Raw genomic sequence first — 14781 nt, 5'->3', positions numbered from 1 at the left:
CCGGCCTCGGCAAGGACAAAGCCTGGCTCAGGCGAAGTTGGCCTGCGCGAACTCCCAGTTCACCAGATGGTTCAGGAAGGCCTCGACGAACTTCGGGCGCAGATTGCGGTAGTCGATGTAGTAGGCATGCTCCCACACGTCGATGGTCAGCAGCGCCTTGTCGGCCGTGGTCAGCGGCGTGCCGGCCGCGCCGGTGTTGACGATGTCCACCGAACCGTCGGCCTTCTTCACCAGCCAGGTCCAGCCCGAGCCGAAGTTGCCCACCGCGCTCTTGGTGAACGCTTCCTTGAAGGCGTCGAAGCTGCCCCACTTGGCGTTGATTGCGTCCGCCAGCGCGCCGCTCGGTGCACCGCCGCCATTGGGCTTCATGCAGTTCCAGAAGAAACTGTGGTTCCAGATCTGGGCCGCGTTGTTGTAGATCGGACCGCTGGACCTCTTGACGATCTCTTCCAGCGCCATGGCCTCGAACTCGGTGCCCTTTTGCAGGTTGTTCAGGTTCACCACATAGGCGTTGTGATGCTTGCCGTGGTGGAACTCCAGCGTCTCGGCGCTGTAGTGGGGGGCCAGTGCGTCCTTGGCATAGGGCAAGGCGGGCAAGGTATGTTCCATGGAGACTCCTCTGATTCGCAAGTGGGGCTAAAGACCGGCGCGATTGTAGGCAGCTTGGGCCGACCTTTTCCGGTGCGGGGATTCAGTTCTGGGGGTCCGGACTGAGGGCCAGCACCTGCAGTTCGGCCTGGCCGTCCGCCAGTACCGCATGCACGGCCGCGCCGAGCTGCAGTTGCCGCACCGAACTCAGCGCCCTGCCCTGCCCGTCGTCCAGCCAGGCATAGCCGCGTGCCAGCACCTGGTGCGGGTCCAGCGCGGCAAGGCGCTGCGCCAAGGCATCGAGCCGGTGCGCCTGCCGTTCGAGCTGCTGCGGCAGCACGCGCGCAAGCCTTTGCTGCTGATGCCTGAGCGTCTGCGCCTGCAGGCCTTGCAGCCGCGGCAAGACCTGACCCCAGCGCTGCGCCAGCAGGGCCAGGCGCCGGCGCTGGCGCGTCAGGCTGTCGCTGGGCCGCGCCAGCCGCAGGGCGACGCGGTCCAGGCGCTGGGCGGCGGCGTCCAGGCGCTGCTCCAGCCGGCGCCGCAGCGTGCGTGCCAGTGCGTCCAGCGCATCCAGACAGGATGAGCGCGAGGGCGTCGCCAGTTCCGCCGCCGCGGTGGGGGTGGGCGCGCGCAGGTCGGCGGCCAGATCGGCCAGGCTGAAGTCGGTCTCGTGGCCGACGCCACAGATCACCGGCAGCGCCGAGGCGGCCACCGCGCGCACCACGCGCTCGTCGTTGAAGGCCCACAGGTCCTCCAGCGACCCGCCGCCGCGGCACAGCAGCAGCAAGTCGGCATCGCCACGCTCGTTGGCGCTCTGCAGCGCGCGCACTAGGCTGTCGGGCGCCTCGGGCCCCTGCACCAGGCTCGGATAGACGAACACCTCGACATGCGGCGCACGCCTTTGCAGCGCCGTCAGCACGTCATGCAGGGCCGCACCGGCGCTGGAGGTGATGACGCCGATGCGGCGCGCATAGGCCGGCAAGGGCCTCTTGCGATCGGCATCGAACAGGCCCTGCGCCTCCAGCTTGGCCTTGAGGCGCAGGAACTGCTCATAGAGCGCTCCGGCGCCGGCGCGGCGCATCGCCTCGACGACGAATTGCAGCTCGCCGCGCGGCTCGTAGAGCGCCAGCCGGCCGCGCACCTCGACCCGGTGGCCATCGCCCGGCGCAAAGTCCACCAGACTGGCGGCGCGCCGGAACATGGCGCAGCGCAGCAGCGCCGTGGCACCGTCGGCATCCTTGAGGCTGAAATAGCAATGGCCGCTGGCGGCACGGGTGAACCCCGACAACTCGCCTTCGACGGTGCAGTTGGCATAGCGGCTGGCGAGGCTGTCGGAGACCGCTGTCAGCAGCGCCTGCACGCCCCAGACCAGCCGTGTTGGAGCGGGTTTGAAGGGCTCAACCATGCGCAAACCCAATGCTGGCGCGGGTCCAGAACTCCACAGCCGCGCCAACACTGGCCTGGCGGCCCATGCGGGCCGTCACGAGACCGTCACAGAGCCATAAACGCTTGAATTTCAAGAGCTTTTTCCTGCTTAAAAATGAGGCAATTTGTCCTTGGGCCCGATTCTGTGTGCTCCGCAACCGATGCCGACCCAGTTACGCACAAAGTTATCCACAGCAAAAGTGGATGACTTCGGAGGCACAAACCCTGACCAAAATCCGCCCAGCCGCATGTCTTGGAGCACCGGGCTTGGGGCCATAATCGCCCCCGCAGTGCGGCACGCCTGTTGCGCGGCGCCGAGCACCATGAACAAGCCGACCAAGTCCTGAGAGGGGTAGCCTTTGTTTTCGATCATACAAGCCGCCGGTTGGCCGATCTGGCCCCTGCTTCTGTGCTCCGTCGTGGCCCTGGCCCTGGTGATTGAACGCTTCTCCAGCCTGCGCGCCGCGCGCGTCGCACCCGGCCAGCTGCTGGACGAGGTGCTGGGCGTCACCAGCCAGCAACTGCCCAGCCTGGACGTGGTCAGCAAGCTGAGCGAGAACTCGCTGCTGGGCCAGGTGCTGGCCAGTGGCCTGCGCGCCGTGATCCTGGAGCCGCGCATTCCCGAGACGCGCCTGCGCCAGAGCTTCGAGCTGTCGGGCCGCCATGCCATCCACCAGATGGAGCGCTACCTCAACACCCTGGGCACCATCGCCACCGCGGCGCCGTTGCTGGGCCTGCTGGGCACGGTGGTGGGCATGATCGAGATCTTCGGCAGCCAGAGCCCCACCGGCAACAACCCGACGCTGCTGGCGCACGGTATTTCGGTGGCGCTCTACAACACCGCCTTCGGCCTCATCATCGCCATCCCCTCGCTGATGTTCTACCGCTACTTCCGCGGCCGGGTGGAAGCCTATGTGGTGGAGATGGAACAGGCCAGCGAGCGCTTTCTCTCGCACCTGAGCCGCTTTTGCCTGCCGCCGTTGCAGCCCGCCAGCAAATGAAGTTCCGCCGCCGCGGCTCGGAGGAGCCGGAGATCAACCTGATCCCCTTTATCGACGTGCTGTTGGTGATCCTGATCTTCCTGATGCTGTCCACCACCTACTCGCGCTTCACCGAGTTGCAGATCACCCTGCCCACGGCCGATGCCGAGAAGATGAAGGAGCGGCCGGGCGAGGTCATCGTGGCCGTGTCGGCCGAGGGCCGCTACGCCATCAACCGCCAGGCGGTGGATGGCCGCACGGTCGAGGTGCTGGCCAGCGCCTTGCGCGCCGCCGCCGCGGGCCGCAGCGATGCGGTGGTGATCGTCTCGGCCGATGCCGCCACACCGCACCAGGCGGTGATCAATGTGATGGACGCCGCGCGCCGCGCCGGCCTGCCACGCCTGACCTTCGCCAGCCAGGCCACTGCCGGCAGCCCCTGAAATGGGCTGGGCCGAGCGCATCCAGGCGGCCTGGCGCGACGATAGGGACTGGCTGGCCCAGGCCCTGCGCCCGCTGGGCGCTCTGCACGCCGCCCTGTTGCGCCTGCGCGTGCTGCTCTACCGGCTGCGGCTCAAGCGCAGCGCCAGCCTGCCGGTGCCGGTGATCGTCGTCGGCAACTGGATCGTCGGCGGCGCCGGCAAGACCCCCACCACCCTCTACCTGCTGGAGCAACTGGCGGCGCTGAAGCTGCGCGCCGGCGTGATCTCGCGCGGCTACGGCCGCGCCGAGACGCAGCCGCTGGCCCTGGTGAGCGCGGCATCATCGGCGCGCGAGGTGGGCGACGAGCCGCTGCTGATACATCTGCGTGCGCGCGTGCCGGTGGCGGTGGGACGCGACCGCAGCGCCGCCGCACGGGCGCTGCTGCAAGCCCACCCGGAGTTGCAGATCCTGATCAGCGACGACGGCCTGCAGCATTGGTGCCTGCCGCGCCAACTCAGCGTGCTGGTATTCGACGAGCGCGGCCTGGGCAACGGCCGCCTGCTGCCCGCCGGGCCCTTGCGCCAGCGCGGCCCCCTGCCGGCGCCGCCGGGCAGTGCCACGACGCAGCTGGTGCTCTACAACGCGGCCAGGCCCAGCACCGCCCTGCCGGGCTTCGTGGCGCAACGGCGCCTGCGCGGCGCGGTCAGCCTGGCCGACTGGTGGCGGGGCGCGCCCGCCAGCGCCGCGGCCCTGCAAGCCCTGCGGGGTCAGGTCTTGCTGGCGGCGGCCGGCATGGCACAGCCGGCGCGCTTCTTCGCGATGCTGCGCGAGGCGGGCCTGAGCTTCGACGAGCTGCCGCTGCCGGATCATTACGACTTCGCTACCCTGCCCTGGGCGGGCCGCAAGGCGGCGGTGCTGGTGACCGAGAAGGATGCCGTCAAGCTGGACCCGGCGCGCTGCGGCGCCACGCCGATCTGGGTGGTGGCGCTAGACTTCAGCCCCGAACACGCTTTTCAGCAGGCCTTGCACACCGCGGTGCAGGGGCTGCTGCGCTAGAGATCATGGATACAAGATTGCTGGAAATGCTGGTCTGCCCCATCTGCAAGGGCCCGCTGGAACTTCTGCGCCACGAAACCGGCCGCGAGCTGGTCTGCCACGCCGATCGCCTGGCCTTCCCGGTGCGCGACGGCATTCCGGTGATGCTGGAAAACGAGGCACGTGCCATCGATCCCGCGTCCGCCGCGCCGACGCGGCCGAGCATGCCCGCGGCATGATGAAGTTCAGCGTCATCATCCCGGCGCGCCTGGCCTCGACGCGGCTGCCCAACAAGCCGCTGGCCGACATCCATGGCCTGCCCATGGTGGTGCGGGTGGCGCAGCGCGCCGCCCTCGCCGGCGCCGAGCAGGTGGTGGTGGCAAGCGATGCGCCTGAGGTATTGGCAGCCTGCGCCGCGCATGGCGTGCGTGCCCTGCTGACGCGCGCCGACCACCCCAGCGGCAGCGACCGCCTGGCCGAGGCCTGCTCCCTGCTTGGCCTGGACGGCCAGGACCTGGTAGTGAACGTGCAGGGCGACGAGCCGCTGATCGAGCCGGCCATGATTCGCGCCTGTGCGGCCCTGCTGGCCGAGCGGCCCGACTGCGTGATGAGCACGGTGGCGCATGCCATCCACGACGCCGAGGAATTTGCCAACCCCAATGTGGTGAAGCTGGTGACCGATGCGCGCCAGACGGCGCTGTACTTCTCGCGCGCGCCGATTCCCTGGTGGCGCGATGCACCCGGCGGCGGCGCGCAACCGCATGCCGGTGCGGTGCTGCGTCACGTCGGCCTGTACGGCTACCACGCTGGCTTCCTGCGGCGCTTTCCCAGCCTAGCGGTGAGCCCTTTGGAGCAGATCGAGGCGCTGGAGCAACTGCGCGTGCTCTGGCATGGCGAACGCATCGCGGTGCACATGAGCGAGCAGCAGCCGGGGCCGGGTGTCGACACCCCCGAGGATCTGGCACGCGTGCGTGCGCTGCTGGCGCACGCCTGAACCCTCGGGTTACACCCCATCCTCAGCCCAGCGCGCGTCAGCGGCCAGTAGGCTTGCCCATGCTATCCTCGCCGGCAGTGTCTGGGGCCGACCCGCCGTATGGGCAGCCCTTGTTGAGTATTGAGGAGACCCATGCGACTGATTCTTCTTGGCGCGCCCGGCGCCGGTAAAGGCACACAAGCGGCCTACATCTGCCAGAAATTCGGCATCCCGCAAATTTCCACCGGCGACATGTTGCGTGCCGCCGTCAAGGCCGGCACCGAAATGGGTCTGGCCGCTAAGAAGATCATGGACGCCGGCGGCCTGGTCAGCGACGAGATCATCATCGGCCTGGTAAAGGAACGCATTGCCCAGCCCGATTGCGCCAAGGGTTTTCTGTTCGACGGCTTTCCCCGCACCATCCCGCAGGCCGACGCCATGAAGGCGGCCGGCGTGAAGCTGGACTTCGTGCTCGAGATCGATGTACCCAACAGCGCCATCATCGAACGCATGAGCGGCCGGCGCGTGCATGTGGCTTCGGGCCGCAGCTACCACCTCAAGTTCAATCCGCCCAAGGTCGAAGGCAAAGACGACCTCACCGGCGAGGAACTGATCCAGCGCGACGACGACAAGGAAGAAACCGTGCGCAAGCGCCTGGACGTCTACCAGGCGCAGACGCGGCCGCTGGTGGACTACTACTCGAACTGGGCTGCCCAGGGAGATGCGCAGGCACCCAAATACCGCCGCATCGAAGGCATAGGCTCGGTGGACGAGATCACCCAGCGTGCCCTGGCAGCATTGAGCTGACTCGGCGCAAGCCGCAAAACCAACAAGCCGCTTCTCAGCGGCTTTGTTTTTACCCGACAATTGACGTTTACGTTAACGTCACTCAGCTGGAGAAAGCATCATGGAGATCGCAGGCAAGGTATTCATCGTCACGGGCGGCGCCTCGGGCCTGGGCGAAGGCACGGCACGCATGCTCACGCGCGAAGGCGCCAAGGTCGTGATCGCGGACTTGCAGGCCGAGCGCGGCGAGGCCCTGGCGGCCGAACTGGGCGGCGCGTTCGTCAAGTGCGATGTGAGCCAGGAGGCCGATGGCCAGGCAGTGATCGCCAAGGCGCTGAGCCTGGGCAAGCTGATGGGCCTGGTGAACTGCGCCGGTATCGCACCGGCGGTGAAGACGGTGGGCAAGGATGGTGCGCATCCGCTGGCACTGTTTGCCAAGGTCATCAATGTGAACCTGGTGGGCAGCTTCAACATGATCCGCCTGGCCGCCGAGGCCATGTGCAAGAACGAACCCGAGGCCACCGGCGAGCGCGGCGTGATGATCTCCACCGCCTCGGTGGCCGCCTACGACGGCCAGATCGGCCAGGTGGCCTACGCTGCGTCCAAGGGCGGCGTGGTGGGCATGACACTGCCGATCGCGCGTGACCTGGCGCGCAACGGCATCCGCAACATGACCATCGCCCCCGGCATTTTCGGCACACCGATGTTGTTCGGCATGCCGCAGGAGGTGCAGGATGCGCTGGCCGCCAGCGTGCCCTTCCCCTCGCGCCTTGGCCGTCCCGAAGACTATGCCAAGCTGGTGCACCAGATCGTCACCAACGAGATGCTCAACGGCGAGGTGATCCGTCTGGACGGCGCGATCCGCATGGCGCCGAAGTAATCCTGCGCAGACGAGCCAGACAAAAGGCCCCGGAGTGTTGCCACTCCGGGGCCTTTCTCATGCGGGCTCAAGGAATTCAGCCGCGCATCACTTCTTGCTGGTACGCGCCTGCACGCTCCACAGACGCGCCAGATCGGCGACACCGTCCGTGCCCTTGACACCGCGCCAGGTGGCTTGCGCCTTGACCACATCGCCGCCGATGAACTGGGCCAGACCCAGGTAAAGCTTGGCATCTTCGGGGCGCTTCAGATTGCCCTTCTCGATGCCCTGCTCGATCAGCTTGACGCCCTTGGCGGCCTCGCCACGATGAGCAAAGGCCAGGCCCAGGGTGATCAGCGCATTGCCGTCCTTGGCCTCCTGAGCGTCCTTCTCGGCGCCCGTCTGGGCGGCCTTGGCCTCGGCGATCTTCTTGGCCAGCAGGTCGGACAGGCGCTTGTGGCGAGCGCCCTCGGCACCCTGGCCCAGCACATTGGCAGCCAGGCCTTTATCGACCACCTGCTTGCCCTCGTCGGGATAGCCGGCCTGGGCAGCGAGCTGCGCCATTTCCATGTAGTCGTTGGCGTCGCGCATATTGCCGGTGACCAGCTTGAGACGGTAGACGTCCAGGGCGAAGCGGTCCGAGAAACCCTTCTTGCTCGGCAGGCTGCCGAGCAACTGGGCCCACAGCTGCTTGGTGGGGTAGTAGTTCAGCAGCTTCTCGGTGGCAAAGGCCTCAGCGCCGGCGTCGTTCTTCTTTTGCGCCGCGTACAGCAGCAGGTTCAGCTTGTCCTGGGTCGGCACCTTGCCGGCCTTCTCGTCCGCCTGAAGCTCGGCCAGCGTGTCCTTCAACACGGCACCCATGTCGCCGGACTTGAACTGTGCCTGGCTCTGCACCTGCTTCATGGTCGGGCTGCTGCCGCCGGCCGCGAAGTATTTGTTGGACCATTCCAGCGCCTTGGCGGCATTGCCAGCGCGCAGATAGGTGCCGGCGATCGACTCCATCATCTGCAGCTGGTTGGGGCCGGCCAGCTTGCCGGCGGCCTTCAGGGCCTCGAAGCCTCGCACCATGGACTCGGCGTCGCCCGCGCCCGAGGCAGCGGCCACGCGCATGCCCTCGATCGCATTGTTCTCGGCGGCGGTCCGACCCGCCACGGCCTCGGCATCACGCACCTTGGCAAGCGCTTCCTTGTACTTGCCGCCCTTGATGAAGGCCGAGGCATCCTTCAGATGCTTGCCCACTTCGGGGCGCACGGTTTCGGCCTGCGCAACCGCTTGAGCAAACCCGAGTTCGCCCTGCGGGCTCAGGCTGAACACCAATGCCGCGGCACCCAGGGTTGCCGAGGCCAAGCTTTTGAGCTTCATTCGTCTATCTCCTACGAAGAAAAACGCGCCGGCCTTGCGGACAGCGCGTTCAATTCAATCAAGCGGTCATCAGTTCAGGAACTGTTCGTTGCCGACCATGCCCATCTTCTTGACACCGAGTCGCTGCGCCGCGGCCATCACTGCGGCCACATTACCGTACTCGACCAATTTGTTGGGCTTGATGTGCACCTCTTCCTGGTCAGGCATGGCAGCGATTTCGGCCAGCTTGGCTTCCACGCTGGCCTGATCGGCCAGCGCCACGCCATCCCAGCTCACCGTGCCATCGAAATCGATGAAGACTTCATGCACCACCGGCTCCTTGAGCGGAGGCGGCGGGTTGCCCGCGGGCATGTCCAGATTCACCGAATGCAGCTGGATCGGGATGGTGATGATCAACATCACCAACAGCACCAGCATCACGTCGATGAGGGGCGTCGTGTTGACGTCCATCATCACTTCCGGTTCGTCCGAGCCGCTCGAACTACCAACATTCATTCCCATGCTGTTCTCCTGGGCTCAACCACCGCGGGCCGGAGGCTCGGTGACGAAGCTAATCTTCAGGATACCGGCACGTTGGCAAGCCACCATCACGCGGCCCACCGATTCGTAACGAGCCTTGTCGTCGCCGCGAATATGGACTTCGGGCTGCGGATTGAGCACCGAAACCTTCTTCAGGCGTGTGACCAGGGCCTCGTTGTCCGGCACCAGGGCGGTGTACCAGTAGACGTCGCCGTCCTTGGTCACCGCGATTTCAATGTTTTCCGGCTTGGTAACGCGGACTTGGTTGGTCTCCTTGGGGAGATTCAACGCCACCGACTGCGTCACCACCGGGATGGTGATGAGAAAGATGATCAGCAGCACCAACATCACGTCCACGAGTGGCGTGGTGTTGATGGCCGAGACCACTTCATCATCGCCGGAAGATGATCCGACGTTCATGCCCATGATGGTGCTCCGGGGCTATTGATTAGCGCTTGACTTGACGGTTGCCCATCAGCACGCCATGCAGGTCGCCAGCAAAGGCACGCACTTGCGCGATCACCGACTTGTTGCGGTTCACCAGCCAGTTGTAACCCAGCACGGCCGGCACAGCCACAGCCAGACCAATGGCGGTCATGATCAGGGCTTCACCCACGGGGCCAGCCACCTTGTCGATCGATGCCTGGCCGGCCACACCGATGGCGGTCAGCGCTTGCAGAATGCCCCACACCGTACCGAACAGGCCGATGAACGGAGAGGTCGAACCCACGGTTGCCAGGAAGCCCAGGCCGCCTTGCACACGAGTCTGCACATCGGCCACCGAGCGATCGATGTTCATCGTCACCCAGGTGTTGTGATCGATGTTCTCGGTCAGCGCGCCTTCATGGTGCTCGGAAGCCTCAATGGCGCTCTGAGCGATGTAGCGGAACGCACCGGTTTCGTTCAGACCCTTGACACCTTCGGCCAGGCTGGCCTTCTTGAAGAAGGTGGCACGGACTTCCTTGGCTTCATTGCTGAGCTTCTGGGTATCCCAAAGCTTGGTGAAGAGGATGTACCACGAACCCATGGACATGATCAGCAGCAGGCCCAGCACGCCCTTGGACACCATGTCGCCGTGCGACAGGGTATGCATCAGACCGTAGGGGTTTTCTTCCTTCTTCGCCGCGGGAGCAGCGGCGGGAGCGGGGGCGGCATCAGCAGCCACTGCGGAAGCGGCATCAGCAGGAGCTTGAGCTTGGGCCATGGGCGAAACGGCCAGGGTCGCAGCAAAGGCGATTGCCGCAAACAAGGCGGAGATACGAGAGATCATGGAGTCAACTCCTACGCAAAAGAGATCGGGAACTCAGGTTAGACAGAACGGGATGGGTCCCAGCCACATCCCGGTATTCGGAAAGTAGGGGATCAGTTGATGCGGAACAGGAATTCCTGCTCGAACACATGATCGCCCGGGCATTCATAGGTGTCGCGCAGGGTGGCTTCGATCGCACCCAGCATTGCGCGCTGCGCCTTGCGGTCATTGCCACCTTGCATCTTCACGCTGGTGACTTCGATGGCCGTGACGCGACCCGACTTGACGGTCGCCAGCACCCTGAACAGCGCCTCACCACTCCAGCTCACGCCAGGCACTTCGGGCTGCCCCATCTTGGTACAGACCATTGCAGCCTTGATCGGGCCTTCGCGCTTCACTGGCGCCGGTGGCGCTTCCACGGGCCTGGGCGGAGGCGTGGCAGACACTTCGCGCGTCGGGGGCGGCGTGTTGCTCTGGACAGAAATCGTTTGTTGCGGCGGCGTCGGCGCGGTCACCTGAACCTCAGGCGGCGGCACGAACGGCGGCGGCGGAGCCTTCATGTCGGGCGGAGGCGGCAACAGCTTCTCCACCGGCGGCGGCGGCTTAACCTTCTCCTCCACCACCTTCACATCGATCGGGCCCTTGATGGCCTCGACGGCCTTGCGGGCCAAACCGCTTGCCAGCGCCCAGATCAGGAATACGTGGATCAACACCACGACACCGAAACCTGTCACGCGCGACGAGCCGTTGTTCTCCTGCGCAAAGTTCATGCGCGCTCCTTCATAAGACTGCGAAACTCATTCATCAAGACACGTGGGGGAGTACGACTCTTCACAGCGCCTGCACGAGGGACGCCTCCTGACCCAGCATTCCAAGACTTGCGATCGAGGAAAACACTGAGCACGACGGAAACCCGACTCAACAAAAAATGCCCGCTGGCTTGCGGCCACGGGCGCAACGAAGATCGGTCCAGGCATGTAGTTCCACTACATGCAAGCCCTGCTTCGTCGGGCGAGATCATAACCGAGATGGGAATCGCCCCTGACATGGGGCTTACCCCAGCCTGAAGCCCCTAACCACTCGGCGCCGACGCCGCCTACGCTGCCAGCAGCGTGGCTCGTTGCCCACATTTGGTATCTTACTGGTATTTGATCGGCGCGATGCAAACAGCGCTTCCGTGTTTACCCTCGGCGTCACGCGCTTGCATCTCCCCGGCCAAGCCGGCCCCCATGGATTGGTGCCCGCTTGGGCCTTCGAGCCAGTCCATGGCCAACGATCGGCGTGCTGATCGTCTACACCACGAAGAGCCAGGAGCGCCGAGGTCGCCGGGGGTGCATACGCAAGCAGAGAGTCAAAGACCCAGCCCTTGGTCTCGGCAGTAGGCCAGGGTCGCAGTGTCTATGCCCGCTTCCGCGTCCTGGCCATGCATGATCGAGAGTTCTTCACGCGGATTCACGCCGACGCCGCCAATCGACTGTGGCAGGACAAACCGCTTCGTAGCGTGCTCAAGCCAGCGCATTGGCTGTCGCTACGCAACCGCAGTTCACCATGTTCGCCGCAGCAGGTACATATGAACGAAGTGCTGGCAGCGGCGGCCGGTCACATCAAGCGCACGGCATAGGACTGCCGCAAGGACGACCATGCCCGGCTCAAGATACCCACTACGATCTCCCGTAAGTAAGGCACGAACAACAAAAAAAAGGGCGGGAGAATCTCCCGCCCTTCACCTCACAAGAGGAAGTCAATATCAGAACTTGTAGTTCGCAGACACGTAGACGAAACGCGAGCGCGGATCGTACAGACTGATGTCGTAACCGGCCTGGAACTGATTGCTAACCGGCACGTAGATCGGCGGATTCTTGTCAAAGACATTCTTCACGCCAGCAGCCAGACGCAAGCCCTTGAAGCCCGAGTAGCTCAGGTTCATGTCGTAGATCGCCTGGGCGGGCACGAAGTTCTGCTCGCCATCCACTTGCCTGTCACCCGTACGATAGCCGGTGTAGTAGTTCTGGGCACCCGTGATGCTCCACGCGCCGGTGGTGTAGGTCACCGAGAGCTTGTGCTTCCAGCGCAGCACCACACCGCCGCCATCGGCCTCAAGCACCGGATCGCCGTTCGGCTCAACCATGGTACCGACCTTGCGGGAGATAGAGCCACCCGGGCTGGTTTGGTCGTACTTGATCATGTAGGTGCCATTCAGGGTGGCATCCAAACGACCACCAGGCACCTTGAAACGGCCCGTCACATCGACGTCCAGGCCCGACAGCTTGGCGCTACCGACGTTGGCGTTGATGGCCTTGGTCAGATCAACGTCACCGGTCGGGCTCAGCGTCACCAGGTTGGCATAGGCCGGATCGCCCGCACGGTAACGGCTGACGATTTCCTGGGTCGAAGGTGCGGTAATGATGCCGTTGACCTTCAACTGCCAAAGGTCAGCACCGATCGAGATCTCGTCAACCGGCTGGAACACCACGCCGAGCGAGTACTGCTTCGACTTCTCGGGGGCGAGATCCGGATTGCCGCCCGAAAGCTCGTTGACCTGCAGATTGGGGTTGTTCGGGAACTTCGGATCAGTGAACTGCGCCGAGGTGCCGACCGTCTGCGGAATCCACAGCTCGACCAAGGTCGGCGCACGGAAGCCAGTGCCCACGCCGCCGCGCACAACCACTTGCTTGCTCGGCTGCCAACGCAGATTGGCCTTGTAGGTGTTGGCAGGACCCACGTCGTTGTAGCGGTCACGGCGCACTGCCACACCACCCTCCAGCGTCTTCAGCACCGGAACGATCACCTCAGCAAACACCGAGTCGATCTTGCGGTCCTTGTCAACGGGCTCCTGGGCACCGCCAAGACCGGCGATGTCACCGGAGAAGAGCGCGGCACTCGGGCGAGTCTGGTAGGACTCCTCGCGATGCTGCAAGCCCACGGCATAAGCCACGGCGCCAGCCGGCAGGTTGAAAACCTCACCGCTCATCTTGGCGTCAAGAACCTTGGACTTGGTCGTACCGTCAAGCGTGGCGCCGGTGTACTTGGCGGGTGCAATGGCGGACTGGAAAGCCGCACTTTGCGTCAGGGACCAGGGGTTCCAGTCGGTGCTGTTGCGGATCGCCTTGGCATAAGCAACCTGGGAGAAGTAACCGTCCGGCACGGTGCCGCTGAGTTCGTACTTGCTGTCCGAATATGCGACCTCGTAGTTCTGGCCCATCACCTCGCCGCGCCCACCCACGACAAAGCGGGACTGCTCGGTGATGTCCTTGCTGGTGCGAGGGCCGAAATCGAACACCCGGGCCGTGATGGCCAGAGGTTGGCCAACCAGGGCACCGAAGCCGTTCGCATTCAGATAGTTGGCGGCAATCTGGTAGTTGGGATTGCTGGGCAGCAGCAGCAGCGCGGGATCGACACCCTGCTTCTTGAACTCGGCATCCGAGGTCAGGAAACTGCGACGCACCGGGCTGGGTTGGAAGCGCTGAGTCTGCTCGTTCCTCGAGAACAGCACGTCACCAAAGACCTCCAGCGCGTCCGATGCACGGAACACCCCGTTCAGGGTCAGGTTCGAGGTTTTGCGCTCAGGAATCAGGCCAACGAAGGCATTGCTGTCGAACGTGCAGTAGGGCGTGCCCTTGGCCGTGTTCGTCAGATTCTTGAACATGTTGATGTCGCCGCACTTGCCGGTCGCGGCCAAGGGATTGCCGTAGCCAGCGCCGGGGCTGCCGCCGAAGCCGGCCTGACGCGAGCCTTCCTTCCAAACGCCATTGACCAGCGTGCCGGGTGTGTAGGCGCCTTCGATATTGCCCTGCCCGGTGGCGCCGGCCACGATATAGGGTGCCACATTGCCGGTCTTGGCGAACTCACGGTCCTTGGCGAACAGCGCATCTTCCGATTCGGCCGAGAACGATGCTGTGAGGTTGAATCGATCGTTCAACACATTGCCAATGCCGCCCACCAAGGTGGCCTTCTTGGTCTTGCCGCCGCCATCACGGGTGGGCATGCCTCCACTGACGCCGATATCCACGCCATTGAAGTCCTTGGCCAGGATGAAGTTGATCACGCCAGCCAGTGCTTCTGAACCGTAGATGCTGGAGGCACCATCCTTGAGCACTTCGATGCGGTCAATGGCCGCCATCGGAATGTTGTTCACGTTCACCGAGCCACCCGCACCACCGGCGGCAGGCGCCAGGCGACGACCGTTGACCAGCACCAGCGTACGGCCTCCGCTCAAGCCACGCAGCGACACGGTCGAACGACCGGCAGTGGAAGAGCCTGCACCAGTGGCGTTGGTGATACCACCAATCGAGCTGACGGCTGCAACAGAGTTCAGCAGCTCTTCGGTATTGACGGCGCCGCTGCGTGCGATTTGTTCACGGGTGACGGTCGTCACAGGCAGCGAGCCCTCAGCATCCAGGCGCTTAATGGCCGAGCCGGTGATCTCAATGCGCTCTAGCTTTTGCGTATCCTGGGCAATTGCGGCAATCGGAAAGCCGACGCCCAGCGCGAGCAGGGCGGCGACGTTGATGGTCTTCCTTTTAAACATATAAGGACTCCTTTGTGAGAAACATTCGCGTACTGAAACTGGGCACGCTTGGCGAGC

General features: G+C 64.6%; 17 protein-coding genes. 8 read left to right on the top strand and 9 right to left on the bottom strand.

All coding sequences use genetic code 11. The features are described 5' to 3' along the window. Window positions 1-27 precede the first annotated feature (27 nt). From WG898_RS23890 to WG898_RS23880, 3 genes are all read right to left on the bottom strand, one after another. The gene (locus tag WG898_RS23890; protein ID WP_339605280.1) at window positions 28-609 is read right to left on the bottom strand and encodes a superoxide dismutase; all 582 of its coding nucleotides are present in this window, start codon (window positions 607-609) and stop codon (window positions 28-30) included. 82 nt (window positions 610-691) lie between these two features. Further along, window positions 692-1993 carry an exodeoxyribonuclease VII large subunit gene (gene xseA / locus WG898_RS23885; RefSeq protein WP_339605279.1) on the bottom strand — a complete coding sequence of 434 codons (1302 nt, stop codon included), beginning with the start codon at window positions 1991-1993 and terminating at the stop codon, window positions 692-694. 129 nt (window positions 1994-2122) lie between these two features. Next, window positions 2123-2386, bottom strand: a complete 264-nt coding sequence (locus WG898_RS23880; RefSeq protein WP_339605314.1) for a hypothetical protein — start codon at window positions 2384-2386, stop codon at window positions 2123-2125. On the opposite strand from WG898_RS23880, the gene WG898_RS23875 reads away from it, so the two are divergent. The 7 genes from WG898_RS23875 (at window position 2373) to WG898_RS23845 (ending at window position 7087) form a co-directional block, all read left to right on the top strand. Beyond that, a complete protein-coding gene (locus WG898_RS23875; protein ID WP_339605278.1) occupies window positions 2373-3014 on the top strand; it encodes a MotA/TolQ/ExbB proton channel family protein in 642 nt (213 codons plus the stop codon). The two genes, WG898_RS23880 and WG898_RS23875, sit on opposite strands and share 14 nt — an antisense overlap. Continuing rightward, entirely contained in the window at window positions 3011-3433 is a 423-nt protein-coding gene (locus WG898_RS23870; protein ID WP_339605277.1) for an ExbD/TolR family protein, read from the top strand. Before WG898_RS23875 ends, WG898_RS23870 begins: the two co-directional genes overlap by 4 nt. A 1-nt stretch (window position 3434) precedes the next feature. Next, complete coding sequence (gene lpxK / locus WG898_RS23865) at window positions 3435-4469, top strand: tetraacyldisaccharide 4'-kinase (RefSeq protein ID WP_339605276.1); 1035 nt, start codon at window positions 3435-3437, stop codon at window positions 4467-4469. A 5-nt stretch (window positions 4470-4474) separates the two neighbouring features. Further along, window positions 4475-4687, top strand: coding sequence for a Trm112 family protein (locus WG898_RS23860; protein ID WP_339605275.1), 213 nt, complete (start codon window positions 4475-4477; stop codon window positions 4685-4687). Beyond that, window positions 4687-5442 carry a 3-deoxy-manno-octulosonate cytidylyltransferase gene (gene kdsB / locus WG898_RS23855; RefSeq protein WP_339605313.1) on the top strand — a complete coding sequence of 252 codons (756 nt, stop codon included), beginning with the start codon at window positions 4687-4689 and terminating at the stop codon, window positions 5440-5442. The genes WG898_RS23860 and kdsB overlap by 1 nt, the downstream gene beginning before the upstream one ends. A gap of 132 nt (window positions 5443-5574) precedes the next feature. Continuing rightward, window positions 5575-6228, top strand: a complete 654-nt coding sequence (gene adk / locus WG898_RS23850) for an adenylate kinase (RefSeq protein ID WP_339605274.1) — start codon at window positions 5575-5577, stop codon at window positions 6226-6228. 100 nt (window positions 6229-6328) lie between these two features. Next, window positions 6329-7087, top strand: a complete 759-nt coding sequence (locus WG898_RS23845; protein WP_339605273.1) for a 3-hydroxyacyl-CoA dehydrogenase — start codon at window positions 6329-6331, stop codon at window positions 7085-7087. Between the two features lie 87 nt (window positions 7088-7174). On the opposite strand, the gene WG898_RS23840 is transcribed toward WG898_RS23845, so the two are convergent. From WG898_RS23840 to WG898_RS23820, 5 genes are all read right to left on the bottom strand, one after another. Further along, on the bottom strand, window positions 7175-8428 hold the full coding sequence (locus WG898_RS23840; RefSeq protein WP_339605272.1) for a hypothetical protein: 1254 nt from the start codon (window positions 8426-8428) through the stop codon (window positions 7175-7177). 69 nt (window positions 8429-8497) lie between these two features. Next, window positions 8498-8929, bottom strand: coding sequence for an ExbD/TolR family protein (locus WG898_RS23835; RefSeq protein ID WP_339605271.1), 432 nt, complete (start codon window positions 8927-8929; stop codon window positions 8498-8500). Window positions 8930-8944: 15 nt separating this feature from the next. After that, window positions 8945-9373 (bottom strand): ExbD/TolR family protein, encoded by a 429-nt coding sequence (locus WG898_RS23830; RefSeq protein WP_285232767.1) that lies wholly within the window; start codon window positions 9371-9373, stop codon window positions 8945-8947. A gap of 22 nt (window positions 9374-9395) precedes the next feature. Continuing rightward, window positions 9396-10217, bottom strand: a complete 822-nt coding sequence (locus WG898_RS23825) for a MotA/TolQ/ExbB proton channel family protein (protein WP_339605270.1) — start codon at window positions 10215-10217, stop codon at window positions 9396-9398. A gap of 92 nt (window positions 10218-10309) precedes the next feature. After that, the gene (locus WG898_RS23820; protein WP_339605269.1) at window positions 10310-10966 is read right to left on the bottom strand and encodes an ABC transporter substrate-binding protein; all 657 of its coding nucleotides are present in this window, start codon (window positions 10964-10966) and stop codon (window positions 10310-10312) included. 653 nt (window positions 10967-11619) lie between these two features. Here WG898_RS23820 and WG898_RS23815 point away from each other — a divergent pair. Then, window positions 11620-11817, top strand: a complete 198-nt coding sequence (locus WG898_RS23815; RefSeq protein WP_339605268.1) for a hypothetical protein — start codon at window positions 11620-11622, stop codon at window positions 11815-11817. Between the two features lie 126 nt (window positions 11818-11943). Here WG898_RS23815 and WG898_RS23810 read toward each other — a convergent pair whose 3' ends face one another. Further along, window positions 11944-14724, bottom strand: coding sequence for a TonB-dependent receptor domain-containing protein (locus WG898_RS23810; RefSeq protein WP_339605267.1), 2781 nt, complete (start codon window positions 14722-14724; stop codon window positions 11944-11946). Window positions 14725-14781 lie beyond the last annotated feature (57 nt).

The organism is Paucibacter soli (genome assembly GCF_037482845.1).
Taxonomy (GTDB): Bacteria; Pseudomonadota; Gammaproteobacteria; order Burkholderiales; family Burkholderiaceae_C; genus Paucibacter_B; species Paucibacter_B soli.
Note: the sequence above shows the minus strand (reverse complement) of the source record. Positions and strands in the feature narration are given on the sequence as shown.

What these genes read in the sequence shown, in the direction of transcription:
- WG898_RS23890 (WP_339605280.1), bottom strand. Translation starts at nt 609, where the DNA reads ATGGAACATACCTTGCCCGCCTTGCCCTATGCCAAGGACGCACTGGCC.
- xseA (WP_339605279.1), bottom strand. Translation starts at nt 1,993, where the DNA reads ATGGTTGAGCCCTTCAAACCCGCTCCAACACGGCTGGTCTGGGGCGTG.
- WG898_RS23880 (WP_339605314.1), bottom strand. Translation starts at nt 2,386, where the DNA reads ATGATCGAAAACAAAGGCTACCCCTCTCAGGACTTGGTCGGCTTGTTC.
- WG898_RS23870 (WP_339605277.1), top strand. Translation starts at nt 3,011, where the DNA reads ATGAAGTTCCGCCGCCGCGGCTCGGAGGAGCCGGAGATCAACCTGATC.
- lpxK (WP_339605276.1), top strand. Translation starts at nt 3,435, where the DNA reads ATGGGCTGGGCCGAGCGCATCCAGGCGGCCTGGCGCGACGATAGGGAC.
- WG898_RS23860 (WP_339605275.1), top strand. Translation starts at nt 4,475, where the DNA reads ATGGATACAAGATTGCTGGAAATGCTGGTCTGCCCCATCTGCAAGGGC.
- kdsB (WP_339605313.1), top strand. Translation starts at nt 4,687, where the DNA reads ATGAAGTTCAGCGTCATCATCCCGGCGCGCCTGGCCTCGACGCGGCTG.
- adk (WP_339605274.1), top strand. Translation starts at nt 5,575, where the DNA reads ATGCGACTGATTCTTCTTGGCGCGCCCGGCGCCGGTAAAGGCACACAA.
- WG898_RS23845 (WP_339605273.1), top strand. Translation starts at nt 6,329, where the DNA reads ATGGAGATCGCAGGCAAGGTATTCATCGTCACGGGCGGCGCCTCGGGC.
- WG898_RS23840 (WP_339605272.1), bottom strand. Translation starts at nt 8,428, where the DNA reads ATGAAGCTCAAAAGCTTGGCCTCGGCAACCCTGGGTGCCGCGGCATTG.
- WG898_RS23835 (WP_339605271.1), bottom strand. Translation starts at nt 8,929, where the DNA reads ATGGGAATGAATGTTGGTAGTTCGAGCGGCTCGGACGAACCGGAAGTG.
- WG898_RS23830 (WP_285232767.1), bottom strand. Translation starts at nt 9,373, where the DNA reads ATGGGCATGAACGTCGGATCATCTTCCGGCGATGATGAAGTGGTCTCG.
- WG898_RS23825 (WP_339605270.1), bottom strand. Translation starts at nt 10,217, where the DNA reads ATGATCTCTCGTATCTCCGCCTTGTTTGCGGCAATCGCCTTTGCTGCG.
- WG898_RS23820 (WP_339605269.1), bottom strand. Translation starts at nt 10,966, where the DNA reads ATGAACTTTGCGCAGGAGAACAACGGCTCGTCGCGCGTGACAGGTTTC.
- WG898_RS23815 (WP_339605268.1), top strand. Translation starts at nt 11,620, where the DNA reads ATGCATGATCGAGAGTTCTTCACGCGGATTCACGCCGACGCCGCCAAT.
- WG898_RS23810 (WP_339605267.1), bottom strand. Translation starts at nt 14,724, where the DNA reads ATGTTTAAAAGGAAGACCATCAACGTCGCCGCCCTGCTCGCGCTGGGC.